This window comes from Mycolicibacterium chitae, assembly GCF_900637205.1.
Taxonomy (GTDB): Bacteria; Actinomycetota; Actinomycetes; order Mycobacteriales; family Mycobacteriaceae; genus Mycobacterium; species Mycobacterium chitae.
This window is the reverse complement of sequence record NZ_LR134355.1, coordinates 2,048,939-2,069,467: the sequence shown is the minus strand read 5'-3', so window position 1 is coordinate 2,069,467 and position 20,529 is coordinate 2,048,939. Positions and strand designations below refer to the sequence as shown.

Annotated in this window: 19 protein-coding genes; 6 read left to right on the top strand and 13 right to left on the bottom strand. The window is 70.9% G+C overall.

The features are described 5' to 3' along the window. Window positions 1–4: 4 nt before the first annotated feature. The 8 genes from mraY to EL338_RS09725 all read right to left on the bottom strand — a co-directional run bounded on the left by mraY (window position 5) and on the right by EL338_RS09725 (window position 9,531). Window positions 5–1,084 carry a phospho-N-acetylmuramoyl-pentapeptide-transferase gene (gene mraY / locus EL338_RS09760; RefSeq protein ID WP_126333579.1) on the bottom strand — a complete coding sequence of 360 codons (1,080 nt, stop codon included), beginning with the start codon at window positions 1,082–1,084 and terminating at the stop codon, window positions 5–7. Next, the gene (locus EL338_RS09755) at window positions 1,081–2,592 is read right to left on the bottom strand and encodes a UDP-N-acetylmuramoyl-tripeptide--D-alanyl-D-alanine ligase (protein WP_126333578.1); all 1,512 of its coding nucleotides are present in this window, start codon (window positions 2,590–2,592) and stop codon (window positions 1,081–1,083) included. Before EL338_RS09755 ends, mraY begins: the two co-directional genes overlap by 4 nt. Next, the gene (locus tag EL338_RS09750) at window positions 2,589–4,148 is read right to left on the bottom strand and encodes a UDP-N-acetylmuramoyl-L-alanyl-D-glutamate--2,6-diaminopimelate ligase (RefSeq protein ID WP_126333577.1); all 1,560 of its coding nucleotides are present in this window, start codon (window positions 4,146–4,148) and stop codon (window positions 2,589–2,591) included. Before EL338_RS09750 ends, EL338_RS09755 begins: the two co-directional genes overlap by 4 nt. A 107-nt stretch (window positions 4,149–4,255) precedes the next feature. Beyond that, window positions 4,256–6,148: a peptidoglycan D,D-transpeptidase FtsI family protein gene (locus EL338_RS09745; RefSeq protein WP_126333576.1), complete on the bottom strand. Its 1,893-nt coding sequence runs from the start codon at window positions 6,146–6,148 to the stop codon at window positions 4,256–4,258. Then, on the bottom strand, window positions 6,145–7,194 hold the full coding sequence (ftsL, locus tag EL338_RS09740; protein WP_126333575.1) for a cell division protein FtsL: 1,050 nt from the start codon (window positions 7,192–7,194) through the stop codon (window positions 6,145–6,147). Before ftsL ends, EL338_RS09745 begins: the two co-directional genes overlap by 4 nt. Then, window positions 7,191–8,351, bottom strand: coding sequence for a 16S rRNA (cytosine(1402)-N(4))-methyltransferase RsmH (rsmH, locus tag EL338_RS09735; protein ID WP_126333574.1), 1,161 nt, complete (start codon window positions 8,349–8,351; stop codon window positions 7,191–7,193). Before rsmH ends, ftsL begins: the two co-directional genes overlap by 4 nt. Further along, window positions 8,326–8,757, bottom strand: coding sequence for a division/cell wall cluster transcriptional repressor MraZ (gene mraZ, locus EL338_RS09730; RefSeq protein WP_126333573.1), 432 nt, complete (start codon window positions 8,755–8,757; stop codon window positions 8,326–8,328). The genes rsmH and mraZ overlap by 26 nt, the downstream gene beginning before the upstream one ends. Window positions 8,758–9,120: 363 nt before the next feature. Further along, the gene (locus EL338_RS09725; protein WP_126333572.1) at window positions 9,121–9,531 is read right to left on the bottom strand and encodes an SCO2097 family morphological protein; all 411 of its coding nucleotides are present in this window, start codon (window positions 9,529–9,531) and stop codon (window positions 9,121–9,123) included. Between the two features lie 269 nt (window positions 9,532–9,800). Here EL338_RS09725 and EL338_RS09720 point away from each other — a divergent pair, with 269 nt between their 5' ends. The 4 genes from EL338_RS09720 to EL338_RS09705 all read left to right on the top strand — a co-directional run bounded on the left by EL338_RS09720 (window position 9,801) and on the right by EL338_RS09705 (window position 13,905). Then, window positions 9,801–10,418 (top strand): GNAT family N-acetyltransferase, encoded by a 618-nt coding sequence (locus EL338_RS09720; RefSeq protein WP_163792112.1) that lies wholly within the window; start codon window positions 9,801–9,803, stop codon window positions 10,416–10,418. A gap of 142 nt (window positions 10,419–10,560) precedes the next feature. Next, window positions 10,561–11,196 carry a DUF3153 domain-containing protein gene (locus tag EL338_RS09715; RefSeq protein ID WP_126336773.1) on the top strand — a complete coding sequence of 212 codons (636 nt, stop codon included), beginning with the start codon at window positions 10,561–10,563 and terminating at the stop codon, window positions 11,194–11,196. Between the two features lie 127 nt (window positions 11,197–11,323). Continuing rightward, window positions 11,324–12,382, top strand: coding sequence for a bifunctional (2E,6E)-farnesyl/geranyl diphosphate synthase (gene idsA2, locus EL338_RS09710; RefSeq protein ID WP_163792110.1), 1,059 nt, complete (start codon window positions 11,324–11,326; stop codon window positions 12,380–12,382). Window positions 12,383–12,393: 11 nt separating this feature from the next. Beyond that, window positions 12,394–13,905 carry an alpha-(1->6)-mannopyranosyltransferase A gene (locus EL338_RS09705; RefSeq protein ID WP_126333570.1) on the top strand — a complete coding sequence of 504 codons (1,512 nt, stop codon included), beginning with the start codon at window positions 12,394–12,396 and terminating at the stop codon, window positions 13,903–13,905. Here EL338_RS09705 and EL338_RS09700 read toward each other — a convergent pair. Next, the gene (locus EL338_RS09700; protein ID WP_126333569.1) at window positions 13,899–14,303 is read right to left on the bottom strand and encodes an Rv2175c family DNA-binding protein; all 405 of its coding nucleotides are present in this window, start codon (window positions 14,301–14,303) and stop codon (window positions 13,899–13,901) included. The genes EL338_RS09705 and EL338_RS09700 overlap by 7 nt on opposite strands. 68 nt (window positions 14,304–14,371) lie before the next feature. Here EL338_RS09700 and EL338_RS09695 point away from each other — a divergent pair, with 68 nt between their 5' ends. Beyond that, window positions 14,372–15,583, top strand: a complete 1,212-nt coding sequence (locus EL338_RS09695; protein ID WP_170217499.1) for a protein kinase domain-containing protein — start codon at window positions 14,372–14,374, stop codon at window positions 15,581–15,583. Between the two features lie 6 nt (window positions 15,584–15,589). Here the strand turns inward: EL338_RS09695 and EL338_RS09690 are convergent, their stop codons facing one another. From EL338_RS09690 to EL338_RS09680, 3 genes are all read right to left on the bottom strand, one after another. Beyond that, window positions 15,590–16,984, bottom strand: coding sequence for a class II 3-deoxy-7-phosphoheptulonate synthase (locus EL338_RS09690; RefSeq protein ID WP_126333568.1), 1,395 nt, complete (start codon window positions 16,982–16,984; stop codon window positions 15,590–15,592). 64 nt (window positions 16,985–17,048) lie between these two features. Beyond that, window positions 17,049–17,549: a polyadenylate-specific 3'-exoribonuclease AS gene (locus tag EL338_RS09685; RefSeq protein WP_126333567.1), complete on the bottom strand. Its 501-nt coding sequence runs from the start codon at window positions 17,547–17,549 to the stop codon at window positions 17,049–17,051. Between the two features lie 11 nt (window positions 17,550–17,560). Then, window positions 17,561–18,439, bottom strand: coding sequence for a hypothetical protein (locus EL338_RS09680; RefSeq protein WP_126336771.1), 879 nt, complete (start codon window positions 18,437–18,439; stop codon window positions 17,561–17,563). Window positions 18,440–18,510: 71 nt separating this feature from the next. On the opposite strand from EL338_RS09680, the gene EL338_RS09675 reads away from it, so the two are divergent. Next, window positions 18,511–19,785 (top strand): glycosyltransferase 87 family protein, encoded by a 1,275-nt coding sequence (locus tag EL338_RS09675; protein ID WP_126333566.1) that lies wholly within the window; start codon window positions 18,511–18,513, stop codon window positions 19,783–19,785. On the opposite strand, the gene EL338_RS09670 is transcribed toward EL338_RS09675, so the two are convergent. Further along, the gene (locus EL338_RS09670) at window positions 19,715–20,443 is read right to left on the bottom strand and encodes a lysophospholipid acyltransferase family protein (protein WP_126333565.1); all 729 of its coding nucleotides are present in this window, start codon (window positions 20,441–20,443) and stop codon (window positions 19,715–19,717) included. The genes EL338_RS09675 and EL338_RS09670 overlap by 71 nt on opposite strands. Between the last annotated feature and the right edge of the window lie 86 nt (window positions 20,444–20,529).

Here is a 20,529-nt window from a genome sequence, read left to right as displayed (position 1 = left end):
CACGTCAGGCCCCGATCGCGGTCAGCCACTCGCCGTAGAACAGCGCCACGCCCAGACCGCAGGCGATGGCGGTCAACAACCAGAACCGGATGATCACCGTGGTCTCGGCCCAGCCGACGAGTTCGAAGTGGTGATGGAACGGCGCCATCCGGAACACCCGGCGGCCGGTGGTGCGGAACGCCAGGATCTGCACCACCACCGAGACGATCTCGGCGACGAACAGCGCGCCGAGCACCACGGCCAGCACCTCGGTGTGGCTGGTCACCGACAGGCCGGCGATGATGCCGCCCAGCGCCAGCGAACCGGTGTCGCCCATGAAGATCTTGGCCGGCGCGGCGTTCCACCACAGGAAGCCGATGCACGCCCCGGCCGTGGCGGCCGCGATGATCGCCAGGTCCAGCGGGTCGCGCACGTTGTAGCAGCCCAGCCCGGGCGCGGTGGCGCACGCGTTGCGGTACTGCCAGAAGGTGATCAGCACATAGGCCGCGCTGACCATGCCCATGCTGCCGGCGGCCAGGCCGTCGAGGCCGTCGGTGAAGTTCACCGCGTTCGACCAGGCCGACACCACCAGCACGACGAACAGCACGAACACCAGCGTCGGCAGCGCCACCGTGGCGATCTCGCGGACGTAGGACAGCTGGGTGCTGGCCGGGGTCAACCCGTCGGCGTTGCGGAACTGCAGCACCAGCACGCCGAACAGCACGGCCGCGGTGACCTGGCCGATGGTCTTGGTGGTCTTGTTCAGACCCAGGTTGCGCGAGCGCCGGATCTTGATCAGGTCGTCGAGGAAGCCGACCAGGCCCAGCGCGGTGGCCAGGCCCAGCACCAACAGGCCCGACGCCGAGGGCCCCTCGCCGTTGAGCGCCACGCCGATCAGGTGGGTGCCCAGGTAGCCGGCCCAGATGCCGGCCAGGATCGCCACGCCACCCATCGACGGGGTGCCGCGCTTGGTCTTGTGGCTGGGCGGGCCGTCCTCGCGGATCTCGTGGCCGAAGCCCTGCTTGGTGAACAGCCGGATCAGCCACGGCGTGAGCAGGATCGAGACGGCCAGCGAGATCCCGACGGCGATCAGGATGAGCCTCATGCGCGGCCCTCAGCGTCCGCGAGCAGGTCCTGGGCCAGTTGGGCCAGGCCGGCGGAGTTCGACGCCTTGACCAACACGACGTCGCCGGGCGCCAGTTCGGTGCGCAGCAACGCCAGCGCGGCGTCGGTGTCGTCGACGCGCACCGCCTCGGACCCCCACGAACCCTCCATGACCGCACCCTGGTGCATGGCGCCCATTGCCCTCCCGGTTCCCACTACGACAAGTCGAGAGACATCTAAGCGCACCGCGAGCCGGCCGATGCGGTCGTGCTCGGAAATCGTGTCGTCGCCGAGTTCGGCCATCTCGCCGAGAACGGCGAAACTGCGCCGCTTGCCGGACTGGGCCCCGGCACCCGCCCGCGCCATCCAGGCCAGCGCCTGCAGGCCCGCGCGCATCGAGTCCGGGTTGGCGTTGTAGGCGTCGTTGATCACCGTGACGCCGTCGGCGCGGTCGGCGACCGCCATCCGGTGCGGCGAGGCCGGGCCCGCGGCGGCCAGCGCCGCGGCGACCTGCGCCCCGTCGGCCCCGCATTCCAGCGCCACCGCGGCCGCGCACAACGCGTTGGACACCTGATGGTCGCCGTGCACGGCCAACCGCACCGCGACGGCATGCCCGTCCTCGGGGGCGCCCCAACGCAGCGTGAACCGGGGCCGGGCCAGCTCGTCCAGCGTCACGTCCTCGGCCCACACCTGCGCGGGCGAGGACCGGCTGACCCGCACCACGCGGCCCGCGGTGACCTCGGCCATGGCGGCCACGGCCGAATCGTCGGCGTTGAGCACCACCACGCCGGTCTCCGGAATGGCCTGCGGCAGTTCCGCTTTGGTGTCGGCGATGGCCTGACGCGACCCGAACTCGCCGAGGTGGGCGGTGCCGACGTTGAGCACCACGGCGATGCGCGGCGGCGCGATGGCCGCGAGTTCTGCGATGTTGCCGGGATGGCGCGCCGACATCTCCAGGACCAGATAGTCGGTGGTCGGCGTGGCGCGCAGCACGGTCCAGGGATGACCGAGTTCGTTGTTGAACGAGCCCGGGGGCGCGACCACCTCGCCGAGCGGGGTGAGCACCGCCGCCAGCAGATCCTTGGTCGACGTCTTGCCCGACGAGCCGGTGACCCCGACGATCGTCAACCCGGTCGCGGTCAGGCGCCGGGCCACCTCGGCGGCCAGCCGCGCCAGCGCGGCCAGCACCGCGGCGCCGGATCCGTCGCGATCGTGTTCGAGCACGCCGGCACCGGTCGGCGCGACGACGGGGGTGACGACGATGGCGGGCACCCCGACCGGGCGCGCGGCCAGCACCCCGACCGCGCCGGCGGCCACCGCGGCGGGCGCGAAGTCGTGGCCGTCGCTGCGCGCCCCCGGCAACGCCAGGAACAGGGCGCCGGGTTGCACTGCGCGCGAATCGAATTCGACGGTGCCGGTGACGATCACCCGCGCCGCATCGGCCGCGCTGATGTCGGCGAGTTCGCCGCCGACGATCTCGGCGATCTCGGCCAGGGACAGTTCGATCATCGCTGCTCCCGTCGGGCCGCCAGCGCGGCGGCCAACTGTTCGCGGTCGTCGAACGGCACCGTCACGCCGCCGGCGGTCTGCCCGCTCTCGTGTCCCTTGCCCGCGATCAACACCACGTCTCCGGGCCGGGCCCAGCGCACCGCGTAGTCGATGGCCGCGCGCCGGTCGGCCACCTCGATGACCTCGGCGGTCCGGGCGGCCGACGACGGCCCCAGCCGCCAGGACTCGGCCCCGGCGACGATGGCCGCGCGAATGGCGGCGGGCTCCTCGTCGCGCGGATTGTCGTCGGTGATCACCACCAGGTCGGCCAGTTCGGCGGCCGTCTGCCCCATCGGCGCGCGCTTGCCGGCGTCCCGGTTGCCGCCGGCGCCGAACACCACCGCGAGGCGCCCAGCGCCGGCTGCGGCGCGCAGGGTCTCCAGGACCGCGCGCAGCGCGCCCGGCTTGTGCGCGTAGTCCACCAGCGCCAGGAAGTCCTGACCGCGCTCGATCGGTTCGAGCCGCCCGGGCACCGTCGCCCGGATCAGGCCCGGCGCGGCCTGCTCGGGGGCCACCCCGACGGCGTCGAGCACCGCCAGGGCGACCAGGGCGTTGCCGATGTTGTAGCGGCCGGGCAGCCGGATGCCGATGCGGTGGTGCACCCCGGCGGGGTCGACGGCGGTGAACTCCTGGGTGCCGTCGTCGCGCACCGTGATGTCCTCGACGGACCAATCGGCCGGGCCGAGCACGCTGACGGTCACCGGATCCACGGCGCGGGCCGCCATCGCGCGGCCGGCCTCGTCGTCGACGCAGACCACGGCGCGGCGCGCGCGTAGACCCGACTCGCGTGCGAACAGCCGGGCCTTGGCCTCGAAGTAGTCGGCCATGGTCGGGTGGAAGTCGAGGTGGTCGCGGGACAGGTTGGTGAACCCGGCGACCGCGTAGTCGACGCCGTCGACGCGGCCCAGCGCCAGGGCGTGGCTGGAGACCTCCATGACCGCGGTGTCCACGCCACGCTCGACCATCAGCGCCAGCAGCGCCTGCACCGCGGGGGCCTCGGGCGTGGTCAGCGCGCTGGGCACCTCCGTGCCGTCGATCCGGACCCCGACCGTGCCGATCAGGCCGGCGCGGCGGTCGGCGGCCCGCAGGCCCGCCTCCACCAGATACGATGTGGTGGTCTTACCGGAGGTGCCGGTGATGCCGATGACGGCCAGCGCCTCCGACGGCCGGCCGTAGACCTCGGCCGCCAGCGGACCGAGCACCGAGCGGGGATCGTCGTGCAACAACACCGGCGCCGGCGGCGCGGGCGCGAGCACCTCGAGCCCGGCCGGATCGGTGAGCACGGCCACCGCCCCGGCGGCGACCGCGTCGTCGGCGTACTTGGCGCCGTGGGCGCGGGATCCGGGTAGCGCGGCGAACAGGTCTCCGGGCCGGGCGGCCTGCCCACGCAGCGTCACCCCGGTGACCGTCACGGCCGCCGGATCCGGTGTGGGGCCGACGATGCGGGCACCGACGGTCTCGGCCAGCCGAGCCAGCGCGATGCCGGGGATACGGCTGGGACGCGGGTCAGTCACCACCGTCACCTCCGTCCCCGCGCGACACCGCCTGAGGTTGTCCCGACCAGCCTGACACCCTACCGAGGGCCGCGCGAACGCCTCGCGAAAGGTTGGCTACGTCAGATTGGCTACGTCGCCTGCAGCAGCAGCGGGGGGCCCGGATCCGGCGACAGCGGCACGTTCTGGCGCTGCATCAGCCAGGACGCGATGCTGTGGAACAGCGGCGCGGCCGAGGATCCCGGCGAACCGTCGGAGGCCCGGTGCGGGGCGTCCATCATCACGCCGATCACGTAGCGCGGATCGTCCACGGGGATCATCCCGGCGAAGGTGATCCAGTAGACGTCGCTGTAGTAGCAGCCGCACGCCGGGTTGATCTTCTGCGCGGTGCCGGTCTTGCCGGAGACCTGATAGCCGTCGATGGCGGCCTGCGGGGCGGTGCCCTGCTGGTAGCCCATCGGATCCCGTTGCACGACGGCGCGGAACATGTCGCGCACGGTCTTGGCGGTCTGCGCCGACACCACCCGCACGCCCTCGGGGCGCTCCTCCTCGGTGCGGGTGCCGTCATCGGCGATGGTGGCCTTGATGATCCGGGGCGGGATCCGCACGCCGTCGTTGGCGATCGCCTGGTACATGGCCGTCATCTGCAGCAGCGTCATCGAAAGACCCTGTCCGATGGGCAGGTTGGAGAACGTGCTGCCGGACCACTGCTCCATCGGCGGGACCAGACCGGCGCTCTCGCCGGGCAACCCGACGTTGGTGCGCTCGCCGAGACCGAACTTGCGCAGCATCTCGAAGTAGCGCTCCTGGCCGATCCGCTGGGCCAGCATCAAAGTGCCGACGTTGGAGGACTTCCCGAAGATACCGGTGGTGGTGTAGGGCATGACGCCGTGCTTCCAGGCGTCGCCCACGGTGACCCCGCCCATGTTGATCGACCCGGGCACCTGCAACACCTCGTCGGGGTTGGTCAGTCCGTGCTCGATGGCGGTGGCCGCGGTGATGATCTTGTTCACCGAGCCGGGCTCGAACGGCGCGGAGACCGAGGGATTGCCCATCTCGCGGTTGCCCTGCCGGCCGATGTCCTGCGATGGGTCGAACGTGTTGTCGTTCGACATGGCCAGCACCTCACCGGTTTTGGCATCCAGGACCACGGCCGAGACGTTGTTGGCGCCGGAGGCGTCCTTGGCCATCTGCACCTGCTGCTGGACGTGGAACTGGACGTCGTCGTCGATCGTCAGCTGCAGGGTGGAGCCGTCCACGGCGCTGTGCATGTTGCGGTAGCTGCCGGGGATCACCACGCCGTCGGAACCGCGGTCGTAGGTGATGGAGCCGTCGGTGCCGGCCAGCACCGAGTCGAAGGAGTCCTCCAGGCCCAGCAGGCCGTGGCCGTCCCAGTCGATGCCGCCGATCATGTTGGCCGCCAGCGACCCACCCGGATACTGGCGCAGGTCCTGGCGTTCCGAACCGACCTCGGGGTACTCCTCGGAGATCGCCGAGGCGACCGCCGGGTCGACGGCGCGGGCGAGGTAGACGAAAGTCTCGTCGCTCTTGAGCTTCTTGAGCACGGTCGCGGCGTCGGGACGGTTGTCCAGCCGCGCGGCCACCTCCCGCGCGATGTCGCGCAGGCGCTCATTGGGATCGGGTGCCTCCGAGGACTTCTCGCGGGCCTCGGTGAGCTGTTCGCGGATCTTGACCGGTTGGAAGGTCAGCGCGCGCGCCTCGATGGTGAAGGCCAGCTTGTCGAAGTTGCGGTCGACGATGGCCCCGCGCATGGCCGGTTGCACGTCGGTGACCTTGAGCTGGCCGGCGGCCTGGGCCCGCAGGCCGGCCGCCCGCGGCACCTGCAGGCTGAACAGCTGCGCGGCCGCGACGATCAGCACCAGGAAGATCGCCGCGGTGCCGACCCGCTGCCGGAAGGCGAACGAAGCGGTGCCGGAGTCGGTTTCGGTCGCCGGGCGGGTGCGACGCGCCCGCGCGGAGCGCTCCTGGCCGCCGGCCGGCTTGGGCGCTGGACCGCGGCTCATGCCGCCGGGACCTGTTCGGGCAGCGCGACCGCGGGCGCCTCGACCGGTCCGGGTTCCGGGCCCAGCGTCGGGCCGGGCAGCGTGGGCTGGCCGGGCACGGCCGGACCGGGCGCCGCCACGGCGGGTACGTGCTCCTGCGGGAGCACCGGCTCCGGATTACGCACCGGGACTTCGGGGTTGACTCCGGGCGCGGGCACGGCCGCGGGCTCGCCGGCCAGCGGCACCGCGGGATCACCGGCCAGCGGCACCGCGGGCGCCTCCGGCGGGGCCGGAGCGGCCGGCACCCGGACGGGCTGCTCGACGGTCCGGGGGGTTTCTGGCGCACGTGGCGGGGCCGGGTCGGGCAGCGGGGTGTTCAACGGCGGCGGCGGTACGCCCTCGGCCGGCTTGGGCTCGCCGACGACGATCCAGTTCCCGGCCGGGTCCTGCACCAGGTGCGCGGTGTTGCGCGACGGGATCATCCCCAGGTTGCGCGCGGCCTCGGCGAGCGCCGGTGCGGCCTGCGCCTCGAGCACATCGCGCTCGAGCGCTTCCTTCTGTTGCAGCAGAACCTGATTGGCCTTGCGGGCGGTGCCCAGCTCGTAGGAGCGCTCGGCGGCGTCGGTGGACAGCCACAGCGTGACACCCAGTCCCATGCCGAGGGCGCCGATGACCAGCACCACGAACGGGACGCGGGCGGCCAGGGTCCGCGGGTTCAGATCGATCGAGGAGATCCGGGTCAGGATGCGTTCGCGCAGCGGTACCCGGACGACCTTGGGCGCCTTGGCCTTGCGCGCCTTGGCCCGGGCCTTGGCCTGGTTGGTGTTCTTGGGCCGCACCGGCCGCCGCGACGGCGATGTCGCCGGACCGTGCCGCAGCCCGCGCGGGTCGCGGTCCCGGGTCCGCGTCGACCGGGCCTGCGGGTCGGCGGGCCGGCGCTGCTCCCGTCGCCGCTGGCTCTCGGCGCGCCGCAACTCCCGGGGGTCGGTCCCCTTCTGGGGCCGCCGCGCGGGCTTGCGGGTCTTGGCCGACCCCTTCGAGGCCGGGGTGGTGCGCTTCGTCTTCATTCCTGGCCCCTTTCCGCCGCACGCTGCACGGCCCGCAGGCGGACCGCGGCGCTGCGCGGGTTGCGTTCGATCTCCTCGGTGTCGGCCCGCTCGGCGCCACGGGTCAGGAAGTTGAATTCCGGCTCGTGGCCGGGAAGTTCGACCGGTAGGCCCGGCGGGGTGCGACTGGCCGTCGCCGCGGCGAAGACGTTCTTGACGATGCGGTCCTCGAGCGACTGATAGGCCATCACCACCACGCGTCCGCCGGCGCGCACCGCGTCCAACGCCGACGGCAGCGCCGCGCGCAGCGAGTCCAACTCGGCGTTGACGGCCACCCGCAGCGCCTGGAAGGTCCGCTTGGCCGGGTGCCCGCCGGTGCGCCGGGCCGGTGCGGGGATGGCGTCGTAGAGCAGTTCGACCAGTTCGCCGGTCGTCTGCAACGGTGCGGTGGCGCGGCGACGCAGCACGGCCGTGGCGATCCGGCCGGCGTGGCGTTCCTCACCGAACTCCCGCAGGATCTCCATCAGGGCGGCCTTGTCGTAGGTGTTGAGGATGTCGGCGGCGGTCAGCGGCAGGTCCGGATCCATCCGCATGTCCAGCGGCGCGTCGGCGGAATAGGAGAAACCGCGCTCGGTGCGGTCCAGTTGCATCGAGGAGACCCCGAGGTCGAAGAGCACGCCGTCGACCGAACCGGTCGCGGGATACCCGCACTGCTCCAAAGCGTCGGCGATGCCGTCGTAGCGGGTGCGCACCGCGGTGAACCGGTCGCCGAACTCCGCCAACCGTCCGCCCGCCAACTCCAGCGCGCTCGGGTCGCGGTCCAGGCCGATCACCCGCAGGCCACCGAATTGCGTCAGCAGCCGTTCGGAATGGCCGCCGGCGCCCAGGGTCGCGTCGATCACCAGCGCGCCGGTGCCGTCTGCGGCGGTATGGGTCAGCGCCGGGGCGAGCAGTTCCACGCAGCGGTCGAGCAGCACGGGGACGTGGCCGAAGGGGCCTTGCTGCTCGGCCACGTCGACACCGCCCCTCAGATCGATGGCCGCCGCCCCTGCATCGAGGTCCCTGTCCGATACGGACCTGGCGTTGGGGAAGTACGCCAGGGCCGGTTCGGGCAGAGGCCACGATGCACGGGCCACAGCCGGTACAGGCTCGTCAAATAATGTCGCGGAGGGCTTCATCGCTGGCTGCGGAGAAGTTCTCTTCGTGGGTTTGCTGGTAGTCCTGCCAGGCCTGGGAATCCCAGATCTCGAGGTAATCGACCGCGCCGATGACCACGCACTCCTTGGACAGGTCCGCGTAGCGCCGGTGGTCGGCCGACAGGGTGATCCGCCCCTGAGCGTCGGGATGCTGCTCGTCGGTGGCGGCGGCCAGGTTACGCAGGAACGCCCGCGCCTCGGGATTGCTGCGCGACGCGCTGGCCGCGCGACGGGCCAACTGCTCGAACTCGGCCCGCGGGTACACGGCGAGGCTGTGATCTTGGCCTTTGGTGACCATCAACCCTCCTGCCAGTGCATCGCGAAACTTGGCGGGCAGCGTGAGCCGCCCCTTGTCGTCGAGCTTGGGCGTGTAGGTGCCGAGAAACACTCGTCACCTCCAGCCCTCGGACCTCCCGTGTCCGATTCCCCCTCGCTCCGTACTCCGCCACCATACCCCACAATCCCCCACTTTTTGCCATTCAGCACCATCAAATTGGTGCGCTCCCCCACAACCGTCCCCTTTGCGCAGGACGAAGCGGAATTTTCCACGGACCATCCGGCCTGGCAAACGCCACTGGAACACCCGAATACGCAGTTCAGGGCGCACAAAAGGGCTGCTGGGTGGCCGGTGGGGCAATGTGGGGGGCCAGGTGGGGCCAAGTGGCGCACAGTAGCGACACGCCCCGTCTACGGGCAACAAAAAGGGCCGGCCTCGCGGCCGGCCCTGGAGCCTTACGGAACTACCGAGGCATCACTGGTCGAAGCGGCGCCGGAAGCGGTCTTCCATCCGGCTGGTGAACGACCCGCCGGTGCCGCGGTTCTTCTTGGCCCGCGGGGCACCGCCCGCCGGGCCGTCCACGGACTTCAGGTCGGGGCCGCCTTCGCGGCGACCGGAGACGGCGAACACCACACCGCCGAACATCACGATGAATCCGAGCACCGAGAGCGCCGGCAGGTCACCGATCCAGGTGGCCTTGATCATGACGCCGGAGACCAGCAGGGCCAAGCCCACCACGAACAACGCGAGGCCCTGGATGCGGCGGCGTGCCGAGGGCGCTCGCAGAGTGCCGCCACGCACGCTGGACGCAAACTTCGGGTCCTCGGCGTAGAGCGCGCTCTCGATCTGATCAAGCATGCGCTGCTCATGCTCGGAGAGTGGCATTAGTCCCTCCTTGCCGGCGCGGCGGGTCACGGTGGTCGGTAATCGGTCGTCGACGGTCCCCCGGGTAGCGGACCATCAACAACGATGATACGAGGTGAATCCGCGGGGGACCACCTTGTTCCCTGACGATTCTAGGCCCTGGGCGCCGACACCGCGGCCACCACCTTCCCCGACATAATGGCAACACACCGACAACAGCGGGTCATCCGGCGCGATTTGATCGCGTTGCACCCCCGAATCCCCACCGCTTCGGAGGAGGACAGCCGGCCTTGGCCATGTATCTCATCGACCTGTCGCCGAACGACATGCAGCGGCGCCTCCGCGAGGCACTGCACATCTACGTCGATGCGATGCGCTATCCGCGCGGCACCGAGAACCAGCGGGAATCGATGTGGCTCGAGCACATGCGCAGGCAGGGCTGGAAGGCGGTGGCGGCCGTGCAGACCGGCGACCCGGACCCCGCGGCGCCGGGCTCGGCGACCGACCCGACCGAGGCCGACCTGACCGCGGCTCCCCTGCTCGGCGTCGCCTACGGCTACTGCGGCGCCCCGGACCAGTGGTGGCAACAGCAGGTGCTGCAGGGGCTGCGGCGCAGCGGCATGCCCCTGGAATCCATCGAACAGCTGATGCACGACTACTTCGAACTGACCGAACTGCACATCCACCCCCGCGCCCAGGGGCAGGGCCTGGGCGAGGCGCTGACCCGGCGGCTGCTCAGCGACCGCACCGAGGCCAACGTGCTGCTGTCGACGCCCGAGATCAACGGCGAGGACAACCGGGCCTGGCGCCTCTACCGGCGTCTCGGCTTCGCCGACGTCATCCGGGGCTACCACTTTGCCGGGGACCCGCGGCCGTTCGCCATCCTCGGCCGGTCGTTACCGTTGTAGATCGGCGAAGTTGCGCGCCACGCCGGTATCCGGCGGGCGAGTCTGGCACGATAGCTCGGTGCCGCGCGTCACCCTCCAACACCGCCGTCAGCGCCGTCGGCGACTGGTCACCCTGACCGTCCTGCTGCTGCTCTTGGTCCCGATGGCCGTCGGCTGCGTGCGGGTGCGCGCGTCGATCACGGTGTCCCCCGACGACCTGGTGTCCGGCCGGATCATCGCCGCGGCCGTCCCCCGCGACGCCGACGACACGGGCCCGCAGCTGGCCAACGACCTGCCGTTCGCGCACAAGGTCGCCGTCTCCGACTACGAGGCCGACGGCTACGTCGGCTCCGAGGCGGTGTTCTCCAACCTGAGCTTCGCCGAATTGCCGCAGCTGGCCAACATGAACCGCGACGCCGCCGGCGTCGACCTGTCGCTGCGCCGCGCCGGCAACCTGGTCATCCTCGAGGGCCGGGTCGACCTCACCGCACTGTCGGACGCCGAGGCCGAGGTCGAGCTCACGGTGTCCTTCCCCGGCGAGGTCACCTCCACCAACGGCGACCGGATCGCCACCGAGGTGGTGGAGTGGCAGCTGGAACCCGGCATCGTCAACACCATGAACGCCCAGGCTCGCTATACCGATCCGAGCACCCGCTCGTTCACCGGGGCGGCCTGGGTGCTGGGCATCGCGGCCATGATCGCCGCGGGCGCGGTCGCCGCGCTGGCCTATTCGGCGCGGGACCGCTCCCCGCGGGTGGGCGCCGAGGCCGGCCGCGACACCGATACCGACAAGGACTAGCTGCGACGGGGCACCGTTCTCGACGTGCCTTCCGAGGACCTACGCTCTACTGTGATCGGTCGGGGTAGCTCTGGAAGAAAGGGGCCCGGCGCTGAGCGTCGAATCCGCGGCACCGTCCGCCCGCGAGTTGGTCGGCGCCGTCACCGAGGAACTGCGGGTTCACCTGCGTGAACGCCGCAACAGTGCCGGCTATGTCGGCGAGGACTACGACGGGTTCATCGCGGCCCTCGAGGACTTCGTCCTGCGCGGCGGCAAGCGGGTGCGCCCCGCCTTCGCGTACTGGGGCTGGCGCGCCGTCGCCCCGCCCGATACCGATCCGCTGCGCGCCGACATGCTGTTGCTGTTCGGCGCGCTGGAACTGCTGCACGGCTGCGCGCTCATCCACGACGACGTCATCGACGCCTCGGCCACCCGGCGCGGGATGCCCACCGTGCACATGCACTTCGCCGCGCAGCACCGCGAGCACCGCTGGGCCGGGTCGCCCGATCAGTTCGGCCTGTCCGCGGCGATCCTGCTCGGCGACCTGTCGCTGGTCTGGGCCGACGACATCGTCGCCACCGCACCGCTGTCCGACGACGCGCGGCTGCGGGTGCGCCACGTGTGGTCGCAGATCCGCACCGAGGTGCTCGGCGGCCAGTACCTCGACATCGTCGCCGAATCCAGCGGCGCGGACACCATCGCCTCGGCGATGCGGGTCAACACCTACAAGACCGCCAGCTACACCGTGACCCGCCCGCTGCAACTCGGGGCGGCCGCCGGCGCCGACCGCCCCGACATCCAGACCGTGTTCCACGACGCCGGCACCGATCTGGGGATCGCCTTCCAGCTGCGGGACGACGTGCTCGGCGTGTTCGGCGATCCCGCCGTCACCGGCAAGCCCTCCGGCGACGACCTGCGCTCCGGCAAGCGCACCGTGCTGCTCGCCGAGGCCATCGAGCGGGCCGACGCCACCGATCCGGCGGCCGCCGAACTGCTGCGCTCGTCGATCGGGACCGACCTCAGCGACGACCGGGTGCGCGAGTTGTGTTCGGCCATCGAATCGGTCGGCGCGCTGTCGGCCGTCGAGTCCCGGATCGAGGAACTGACCGACACCGCGCTGGCCGCCATCGACGGCGCCGCGATCAACCCGGCGGCCAAGGTGGGGCTCACCGAGCTCGCCCGGCTGGCCGCCAATCGGACGGCGTGAAACGACTCCCGATGACGACCGGACTGGTACGGCTCCGAGAATTCAGCACCGCCGAGGAGGCCCGGCCCGCGCTGCTGGGATTCCTGGGCGCGCTGATGATCTGCGCCGGCGGCCTGGGCGCCGGCAGCACCCGGCAGCACGACCCGGTGCTCGAGGGTCTGAGCCTGTCCTGGCTGCGCTTCGGCCACGGGCTGGTGGTGTCCTCGGTGCTGCTGTGGGGCGGCGTCGCGCTGATGCTGGTGGCCTGGCTGTGGCTGGGCCGTCGGGTGGTCGACGACACGCGGCGCACCTCGGTCTACACCATGGTCGCCACCACCGGTTTCTGGTTGGCCCCGCTGCTGGCCTCGGTCCCCTTGTTCAGCCGGGACACCTATTCCTACCTGGCCCAGGGCGCGCTGCTGCGCGACGGCCTCGACCCGTACGCGGTGGGTCCCGTCGAGAACCCCAACATCCTGCTCGACGACGTCAGCCCCATCTGGACGACGACGACCGCACCCTACGGGCCGGCGTTCATCCTGATCGCCAAGTTCGTCACGATGCTGGTGGGCGACCACGTCATCGCGGGCACCATGGTGCTGCGGCTCTGCATGCTGCCCGGCCTGGTGCTGTTGATCTGGGCCACCATCCGCATCGCCCGCCGGCTGAGCGCCAATGCGGCTGTCGCGCTGTGGATCTGCGTGCTCAACCCGCTGGTGATCATCCACCTGATGGGCGGCGTGCACAACGAGATGCTGATGGTCGGCCTGATGATGGCCGGCATCGCCCTGACCCTGGACCGACATCCGGTGGTCGGCATCGCCCTGGTCGCGGCCGCGGTCGCGGTGAAGGCCACGGCCGGACTGGCGCTGCCGTTCCTGGTCTGGGTCTGGATGCGGCAGCTGCAGAACCGCGGCGCCACCGACGAGACCGACCGCCCGCCAAGGCATCCGGTGGTCGCCTTCCTGGCCGCCTCGGCGGGATCGGTGGCGATCTTCGTCGCGGTGTTCGCCGTGTTGTCCTGGCTGGCCGGCGTCGGCCTGGGCTGGCTGACCGCGCTGGCCGGCTCGGTGAAGATCATCAACTGGCTGACCATCCCGACCGCGATCGCCAACCTGAGCAACGCCATCGGCGGCCTGTTCTTCACCGTGAATTTCTATGCGGTGCTGGAGGTCACCCGCATCGCGGGCATATTGATCATCGCGATCTCGCTGCCGGTGCTGTGGTGGCGCTTCCGCCGCACCGACCGCGAGGCGCTGGCCGGAACCGCCTGGGCGATGGGCGTGGTGGTGTTGTTCGTGCCCGCCGCGCTGCCCTGGTACTACACCTGGCCGCTGGCCGTGATGGCGCCGCTGACCCAGTCGCGCGCCTGGATCGCGGCCATCGCCGGGTTCTCCACCTGGATCATGGTGATCTTCAAACCGGACGGCGCCCACGGGATGTACTCCTGGCTGCACGTGCTGCTGGCCACGGCGTGCGCGGTGGGCGCGTGGTACTCGCTGCGCCGCACCGACCGGGCAGCGGTCGGTACGCCCTCGCCTCAGTAGGCCATGGCTTGGGCGCGGCGGACCACCTCCCGCGCCTGATGGGCGTGCAGCGCGTCGACCGGGCGCGCGTTCTCGCGTACCTCCTGGGTGCCGTCGAAGGTCAGCGTCAGCGTGGGGTCGGCGGTGAACAACCAGCGCAGGATCTCGGTGTCGCGGTAGCCGCCGTCGCGCAGCACCGACAGCAGGCCCGGCAGCGGTTTGACGACGGCGCCGGCCTCGGTGAAGAAGATCCGCGGGACCACGATGACTCGGTCGCGGCGGACCGCGATCAGGTGCCCGTCGCGCAACTGCTGCTGCGCCTTGGTCAGCGGAATGCCCAGCATCTTCGCCACTTCTTGGAGTTCGATGACCGGTTCGGTGGGATCGAGGACGTCGTCCGCGGTCGGAATGCTGCTCACGGCTTCGAGTCTAAGCGCGCCACGCGTGGCAGGATGGCCCGGTGACGCCAACCGCGCCGAGCGACCCGCTGGAGGGTGAGCTGCTCGACGGCCGCTACCTGGTGGAGACCAAGATCGCCACCGGCGGCATGTCGACGGTCTACCGGGGCCTGGACACCCGGCTGGACCGCCCGGTGGCCTGCAAGGTGATGGACGCCCGCTACGCCGGTGACCAGCAGTTCCTCACCCGGTTCCAGCTCGAGGCCCGCGCGGTGGCCCGGCTCAAGCATCCCGGCCTGGTCGCGGTCTACGACCAGGGCACCGACGGCCGTCATCCGTTCCTGGTGATGGAACTCGTCGACGGCGGCACGCTGCGCGAGCTGCTGCGCGAACGCGGGCCGATGCCGCCGCACGCGGTCACCGCGGTGCTGCGGCCCGTGCTCGGCGGCCTGGCGGTCGCCCACCGCGCGGGGCTGGTGCACCGCGACGTCAAACCGGAGAACGTGCTGATCTCCGACGACGGCGAGGTCAAGCTCGTCGACTTCGGGCTCGTGCGTGCCGTCGCCGAGGCCGGGATCACCTCCACGAGTGTGATTTTGGGCACCGCCGCGTACCTGTCGCCCGAACAGGTCGCCAGCGGCAGCTCCGACCCACGCAGCGACGTGTATTCGGTCGGGGTCCTCACCTACGAATTACTCACCGGGACAACGCCGTTCACCGGCGATACCGCCCTGGCCCTGGCATATCAGCGGATGGACAACGACGTCCCCGCCCCCAGCACCCAGATCGGCGGTGTGCCACCACAATTCGACGAGCTGGTGCTGCGCGCGACCGCGCGCGACGCCGCCGGGCGGTATCCGGACGCCGCGGCGATGGCCGAGCACCTGGACGCCATCGCCGCCGAGTTGAACCTGCCGGCGTTCCAGGTCCCCGCACCGCAGAACTCCGCGCAGCACGCCTCGGCCGAACTGCATCACAGCCGGATGCACGAACACACCACCGAGCGTCGGCCCCGGCCCGCCGCCGAGCCGATCCTGCCGGTCCGCCACCCCACCCGGGCCATGACCCGCGGACCCGAGGACTGGGCGGACGAGGACTGGGCGGACGCCCCCGGCAGCGCGGGCGAACTGCCGCCGGTCGGCCAGTTCGCCGGCATCGACCTGCACGAGTTCGCGTGGGCCCGGCAGCGGGCGCGCCGCGCCGGTGTCATCTGGCTGGCGATCGTGCTGGTGCTCACCGGATCGGTGGCCGCGGCGGCGTGGTCGCTGGGCAGCAACCTCACCGCGCTGCTGGGACCGTAGGACCGGTCAGTCGCGCAGCATCTCCGCGACCAGGAACGCCAGCTCGAGGCTCTGCTGGGTGTTGAGCCGCGGATCGCAGGCCGTCTCGTAGCGGCCGGCCAGGTCGGTGTCCGAAATGTCCTGCGCCCCACCGAGGCACTCGGTGACGTTCTCACCGGTGATCTCGACGTGGATGCCGCCCGGGTGGGTGCCGAGCGCGCGGTGCACCTCGAAGAAGCCCTGCACCTCGTCGACGATGCGGTCGAAATGGCGGGTCTTGTAGCCGGTGGACGATTCGTGGGTGTTGCCGTGCATCGGGTCGCACTGCCAGATCACCTGGTGGCCGGAGGCCTGCACCTTCTCGATGATCGGCGGGAGCGCGTCGCGGACCTTGCCGTTGCCCATCCGGCTCACCAGGGTCAGCCGGCCGGGCACGTTGTGCGGATCCAGTCGCTCGACGTATTCGACCGCCAGCTCCGGGGTGGTCGTCGGGCCGATCTTGACGCCGATCGGGTTGGCGATCACCTCGGCGAAGGCGATGTGCGCCCCGTCGAGTTGGCGGGTGCGCTCGCCGATCCACAGGTAGTGCGCGGACAGGTCGAACAGCTTGAACGAGGCGCCCTCGTCGGCGTCGTCGGCCAGCCGCAGCATGGCCCGCTCGTAGTCGAGCACCAGCGCCTCGTGCGAGGCGTAGATCTCGGCGGTGTCCAGCGCGCGGTCGTTGACGCCGCAGGCGCTCATGAACCGCAGCCCGCGGTCGATCTCCCCGGCCAGCGCCTCGTAACGCGCGCCGGCGGGCGAGGTGCGGACGAACTCGCGGTTCCAGTCGTGGACCAGATCCAGCGACGCCAACCCCGACGAGGTCAGCGCGCGCACCAGGTTCATCGCCGCGCTGGCGTTGGCGTAGGCACGCACCAGCCGGGACGGATCGTGTTCGCGCACAGCCACATCCGGGGCGAACCCGTTGACCATGTCGCCGCGGTAGGACTTCAGGCCCAGCGCGTCGGTGTCCGAGGACCGCGGCTTGGCGTACTGCCCCGCGATGCGGGCCACCTTCACCACCGGCATGCTCGCGCCGTAGGTCAGCACCACGGCCATCTGCAGCAGCGTGCGGATGTTCGCCCGGATGTGCGGTTCGGTGTTGTCGGCGAACGTCTCGGCGCAGTCGCCGCCCTGCAGCAGGAACGCCTCCCCGCGGGCGACGGCGGCCAGCTGACCGCTGAGCTTCTCGACCTCGGACGGCACGGTGATCGGCGGCACGCTCTCCAGCACGGTGCGCATCGCCTCGGCCTGCCCGGCGTCCCAGCTGGGCTGCTGGACGGCCGGCCGCGCCAGCGCCGAATCCAGGCGTTGCCGCAGGTCATCCGGCAGGGGCGGCAGCGACGGGAGCTGCTCGATCGGTACGTCGACGGTCCAGTTCACCCCTACATGGTAGCGGGGCGCCACGGGCGCTCCGACCCGTTCGCGACCTGCACAAACGCCGGATTCAGCCGGCCGCGGGCGGACCCGTCTGCTCGACGATCAACGAAAACCGTCGCAGGTGGTCGCGCGCGTCCACCAGGGCGTCGTGGGTGTCGGCCGGCCGCGGCGGCATCCGCGGGCTGCCGCGGTCCTCCCAGAATTGCCGCAACTCCCGGGTGAACCGCGGGATCTGCGTCGGCAGACTGGTCATCGGCCCCCACAGCTGACACAGCGCGACGTGGTCGTAGGCGGCCACCCAGGCCCACAGCTCGATCGGTTCGGCACCGCCGATCCCGAAGAACTCCTCGAGGTCCTCGCGGATGCGCCGGCGCGACCGCCACAGCTGCGACGACGGCGGCGGCAGCTTGGGCAGCACATGCTTGCGCACCCAGTTGCCGGCCTGCGCGGCGTCGAATTCGGTTGACACCGCGTAGTATTCGCGGCCATCCTCGGCGACCACCCCGATCGAGACCAGCTCGATGGTGCGGCCGTCCTCGATGAACTCGGTGTCGTAGAAGTACCGCACGGGCGACCACCCTATCCAGTCGCGGCGGAGATCGGCGCGGGCGCCGGGTGCACCTGGCGGTCCAGCGTCGCGTCGATGGCGGTGTCGTCGGGCAGGCGCGGCATGCCGGCCAGCGCGCTCTGCAACCACAGATTGGCCCGCACCAGCGGGCGCCGGATCCGGCGTTCCCGCTGCAGCGCCCGGTCCATCTTGTGCGGATGGTCCAGGTAGCGCCAGCGCGCCCACGGCGCGTGCGGCCGGGACAGCCGCACCGCCCCGATCACCAGCAGCGGCGGCACCCCCATGCCGAGCAGGCCCGTCCACACCTTGCCCTTGGCGAGCACGACGAGCGCGAGCGCCAGGCTGGCCACCGCCCAGCCGATGACCGCGGCGCGGACCACCCACGAGTCGTCGGCGCGCCAGATGTCGATGTCGAAGAACGCCAGCGGGTTGAAGCCCAGCATCAGCAGGCCCGCCACGGCCACGGCGATGAACACCGCGTCGACCGAGGTGCGCCCGTCCTCCGACCAGTAGACGTCCTGCAGGTGCAGGATCAGCGCGAACTCGTCGAGCACCAGCGCGGCGCCGATGCCGAAGAAGATGGCCGCGGTGGTGAAGGCGCCCACGCCCCCGTCGACCGCGAGCGTCACCATCGCGACCCCGGAGATCAGCACCAGCAGCACGCCGAACACCACGTGGTGCAGGTGGAAGCCCTTACCGTCGCCCTTGCCGTCACCCTTGCCGCCGCCCAGCGACAGGTTGCGGGGTTGCCACCACTTCTTGGGCGCGGTGTCCTCGGCCGTCGCCCGGATGTAGCGCACGATCGCCCGGGTGATGCAGAACGTCAGGATGAACGCGATCAGGCACCACATCAGCGGCAGCCGGCTCTGGGTGATGAAGTCGAACCTCATGTCGACGGACCACTGGGGCACGGCCGTGAACTTACTGCGTTGCTGGGCAACCCGGATAGTCTGTTCAGGTCATGACTAAACAGCGACGGCGGCTGGCCGCCTGGCGGGTGTTTCAACTGGCCACCGTGGCGGCCCTCGGCTACGCGGTGTGGCGGCTGTTCGCGCCCAACCCGTACCGGATCGACATCGACGTCTACCGCATGGGCGGCCGGGCCTGGTTGGACTCCCAACCGCTGTACAGCGAGGGCGTGACGTTCCACACCGTCGGCGGGATCGACCTGCCGTTCACCTATCCGCCGCTGTCGGCGGTGCTCTTCAGCCCGTTCGCCTGGCTGTCGCTGCCCGGCGCCGGCATCGCGATCACCATCACCACGCTGGTGCTGCTGGTGGTTGCCACGATGATCGTGCTGACCCGGTTGGAGGTGTTCGCCGGCGCGCCGGCGCACCGCTGGTGGCTGGCCGCGGCAATCACCGCGCCCGCAGCCCTCTGGCTCGAGCCGCTGGTATCCAACTTCGACTTCGGGCAGATCAACGTGGTGCTGATGACGTTGGTGCTCGCCGATACCGTGCCCCGTCGCACGCCGTGGCCGCGGGGCATGCTGCTGGGCCTGGCGATCGCGCTGAAGCTGACGCCCGCGGTGTTCCTGGTGTATTTCGTGCTGCGCCGCGACGTGCGCGCGGTCCTGGTGGCCGCGGCGTCCTTCGTCGCCGCGACACTGCTGGGATTCGCGCTGGCCTGGCGGGATTCGATCGAATACTGGACGACGACGGTGATCAACACCGACCGGATCGGCACCGCGACGTTGAACACCAACCAGAACATCTCCGGTGCGCTGGCGCGGCTGGGCCTGGCCGAGAACGTCCGCTTCGTGGTGTGGGTGCTGGCCTGCTTCGCGGTCCTGGGCCTGACGGTGTGGGCGGTGCGACGGATCCTGGCCGCGGGCTCGGACGGCCCGGAGTCGGTGCTCGCGCTGATCTGCGTGGCGCTGTTCGGCCTGGTGGTCTCGCCGGTGTCATGGTCGCACCACTGGGTCTGGGCGCTGCCCACGCTGGTGGTCACCGCGGTGCTGGCCTGGCGGCATCGCAACGCCGCGCTGGCCGTGGTGACCGCGGTGGGTCTGGCGTTGATGATCTGGCCGCCCATCGACCTGCTTCCCGAACATCAGGAGGCCGAAGCGGCGTGGTGGCGGCAGTTGCTGGGCGGTTCCTACATCTGGTGGGCGATCGCGACGATCGTCGTGGCCGGTCTGGCCGCCAAGGCGGTCGCGGGGCCGGTCAGCCGGCCGCGGACTGCGGCAGACGCGCCGGCGGCTGACCGTTCTGAGCAGGCGCTGCACCCTCTTTGAGGGTGGCGGCGTAGATGTCGACGTATTCCTGACCGGACAGCCCCATCAGCTCGTAGATCACCTCGTCGATGACGGCGCGTTCGATGAAGCGGTTGCCGGCCATGCCGTCGAACCGGGAGAAGTCCATCGGCTCGCCGAACCGCACCGTGACCCGGCCGAACCGCAGGCCCTTGGTTCCCGGCGGGTTGACGACGTCGGTGCCGATCATCGCGACGGGAATGACGGGTACGCCGGTCTCCAGCGCCAGCCGGGCCAGGCCGGTCTTGCCCTTGTAAAGCCGGCCGTCCGGGGAGCGGGTGCCCTCCGGGTACATGCCCAGCAGCTTGCCCTGGCCGAGGATGCGCGCGGCGGTATTCAGGGCGTCCTGCGCGGAGTCGGCGTTGGTGCGGTCGATGGGGACCTGCCCCACCACGGTGTAGAACCACGCCAGGAGGCGGCCCTTGAGGCCGGTGCCGGTGAAGTACTCCTGCTTGGCCAGGAAGGTGATCCGCCGCCGTACCACCAGCGGCAAATAGAAGCTGTCCATCACGGCCAGGTGGTTACTGGCCAGAATCGCCGGACCGTCGGCCGGAACGTGTTCGAGTCCTTCGACTTTGGGTCGACCGAGCAAGGCCAGCAAGGGTCCCAGCAGGATGTACTTGAAAATCCAATACCACATGGACCCTCCCGAGTTGGCCGCATCGGACGATGCTGCGCGCAACTTTACCCACCCCGCCTGCGCGCGACCACACGGCAGCGGGTCAA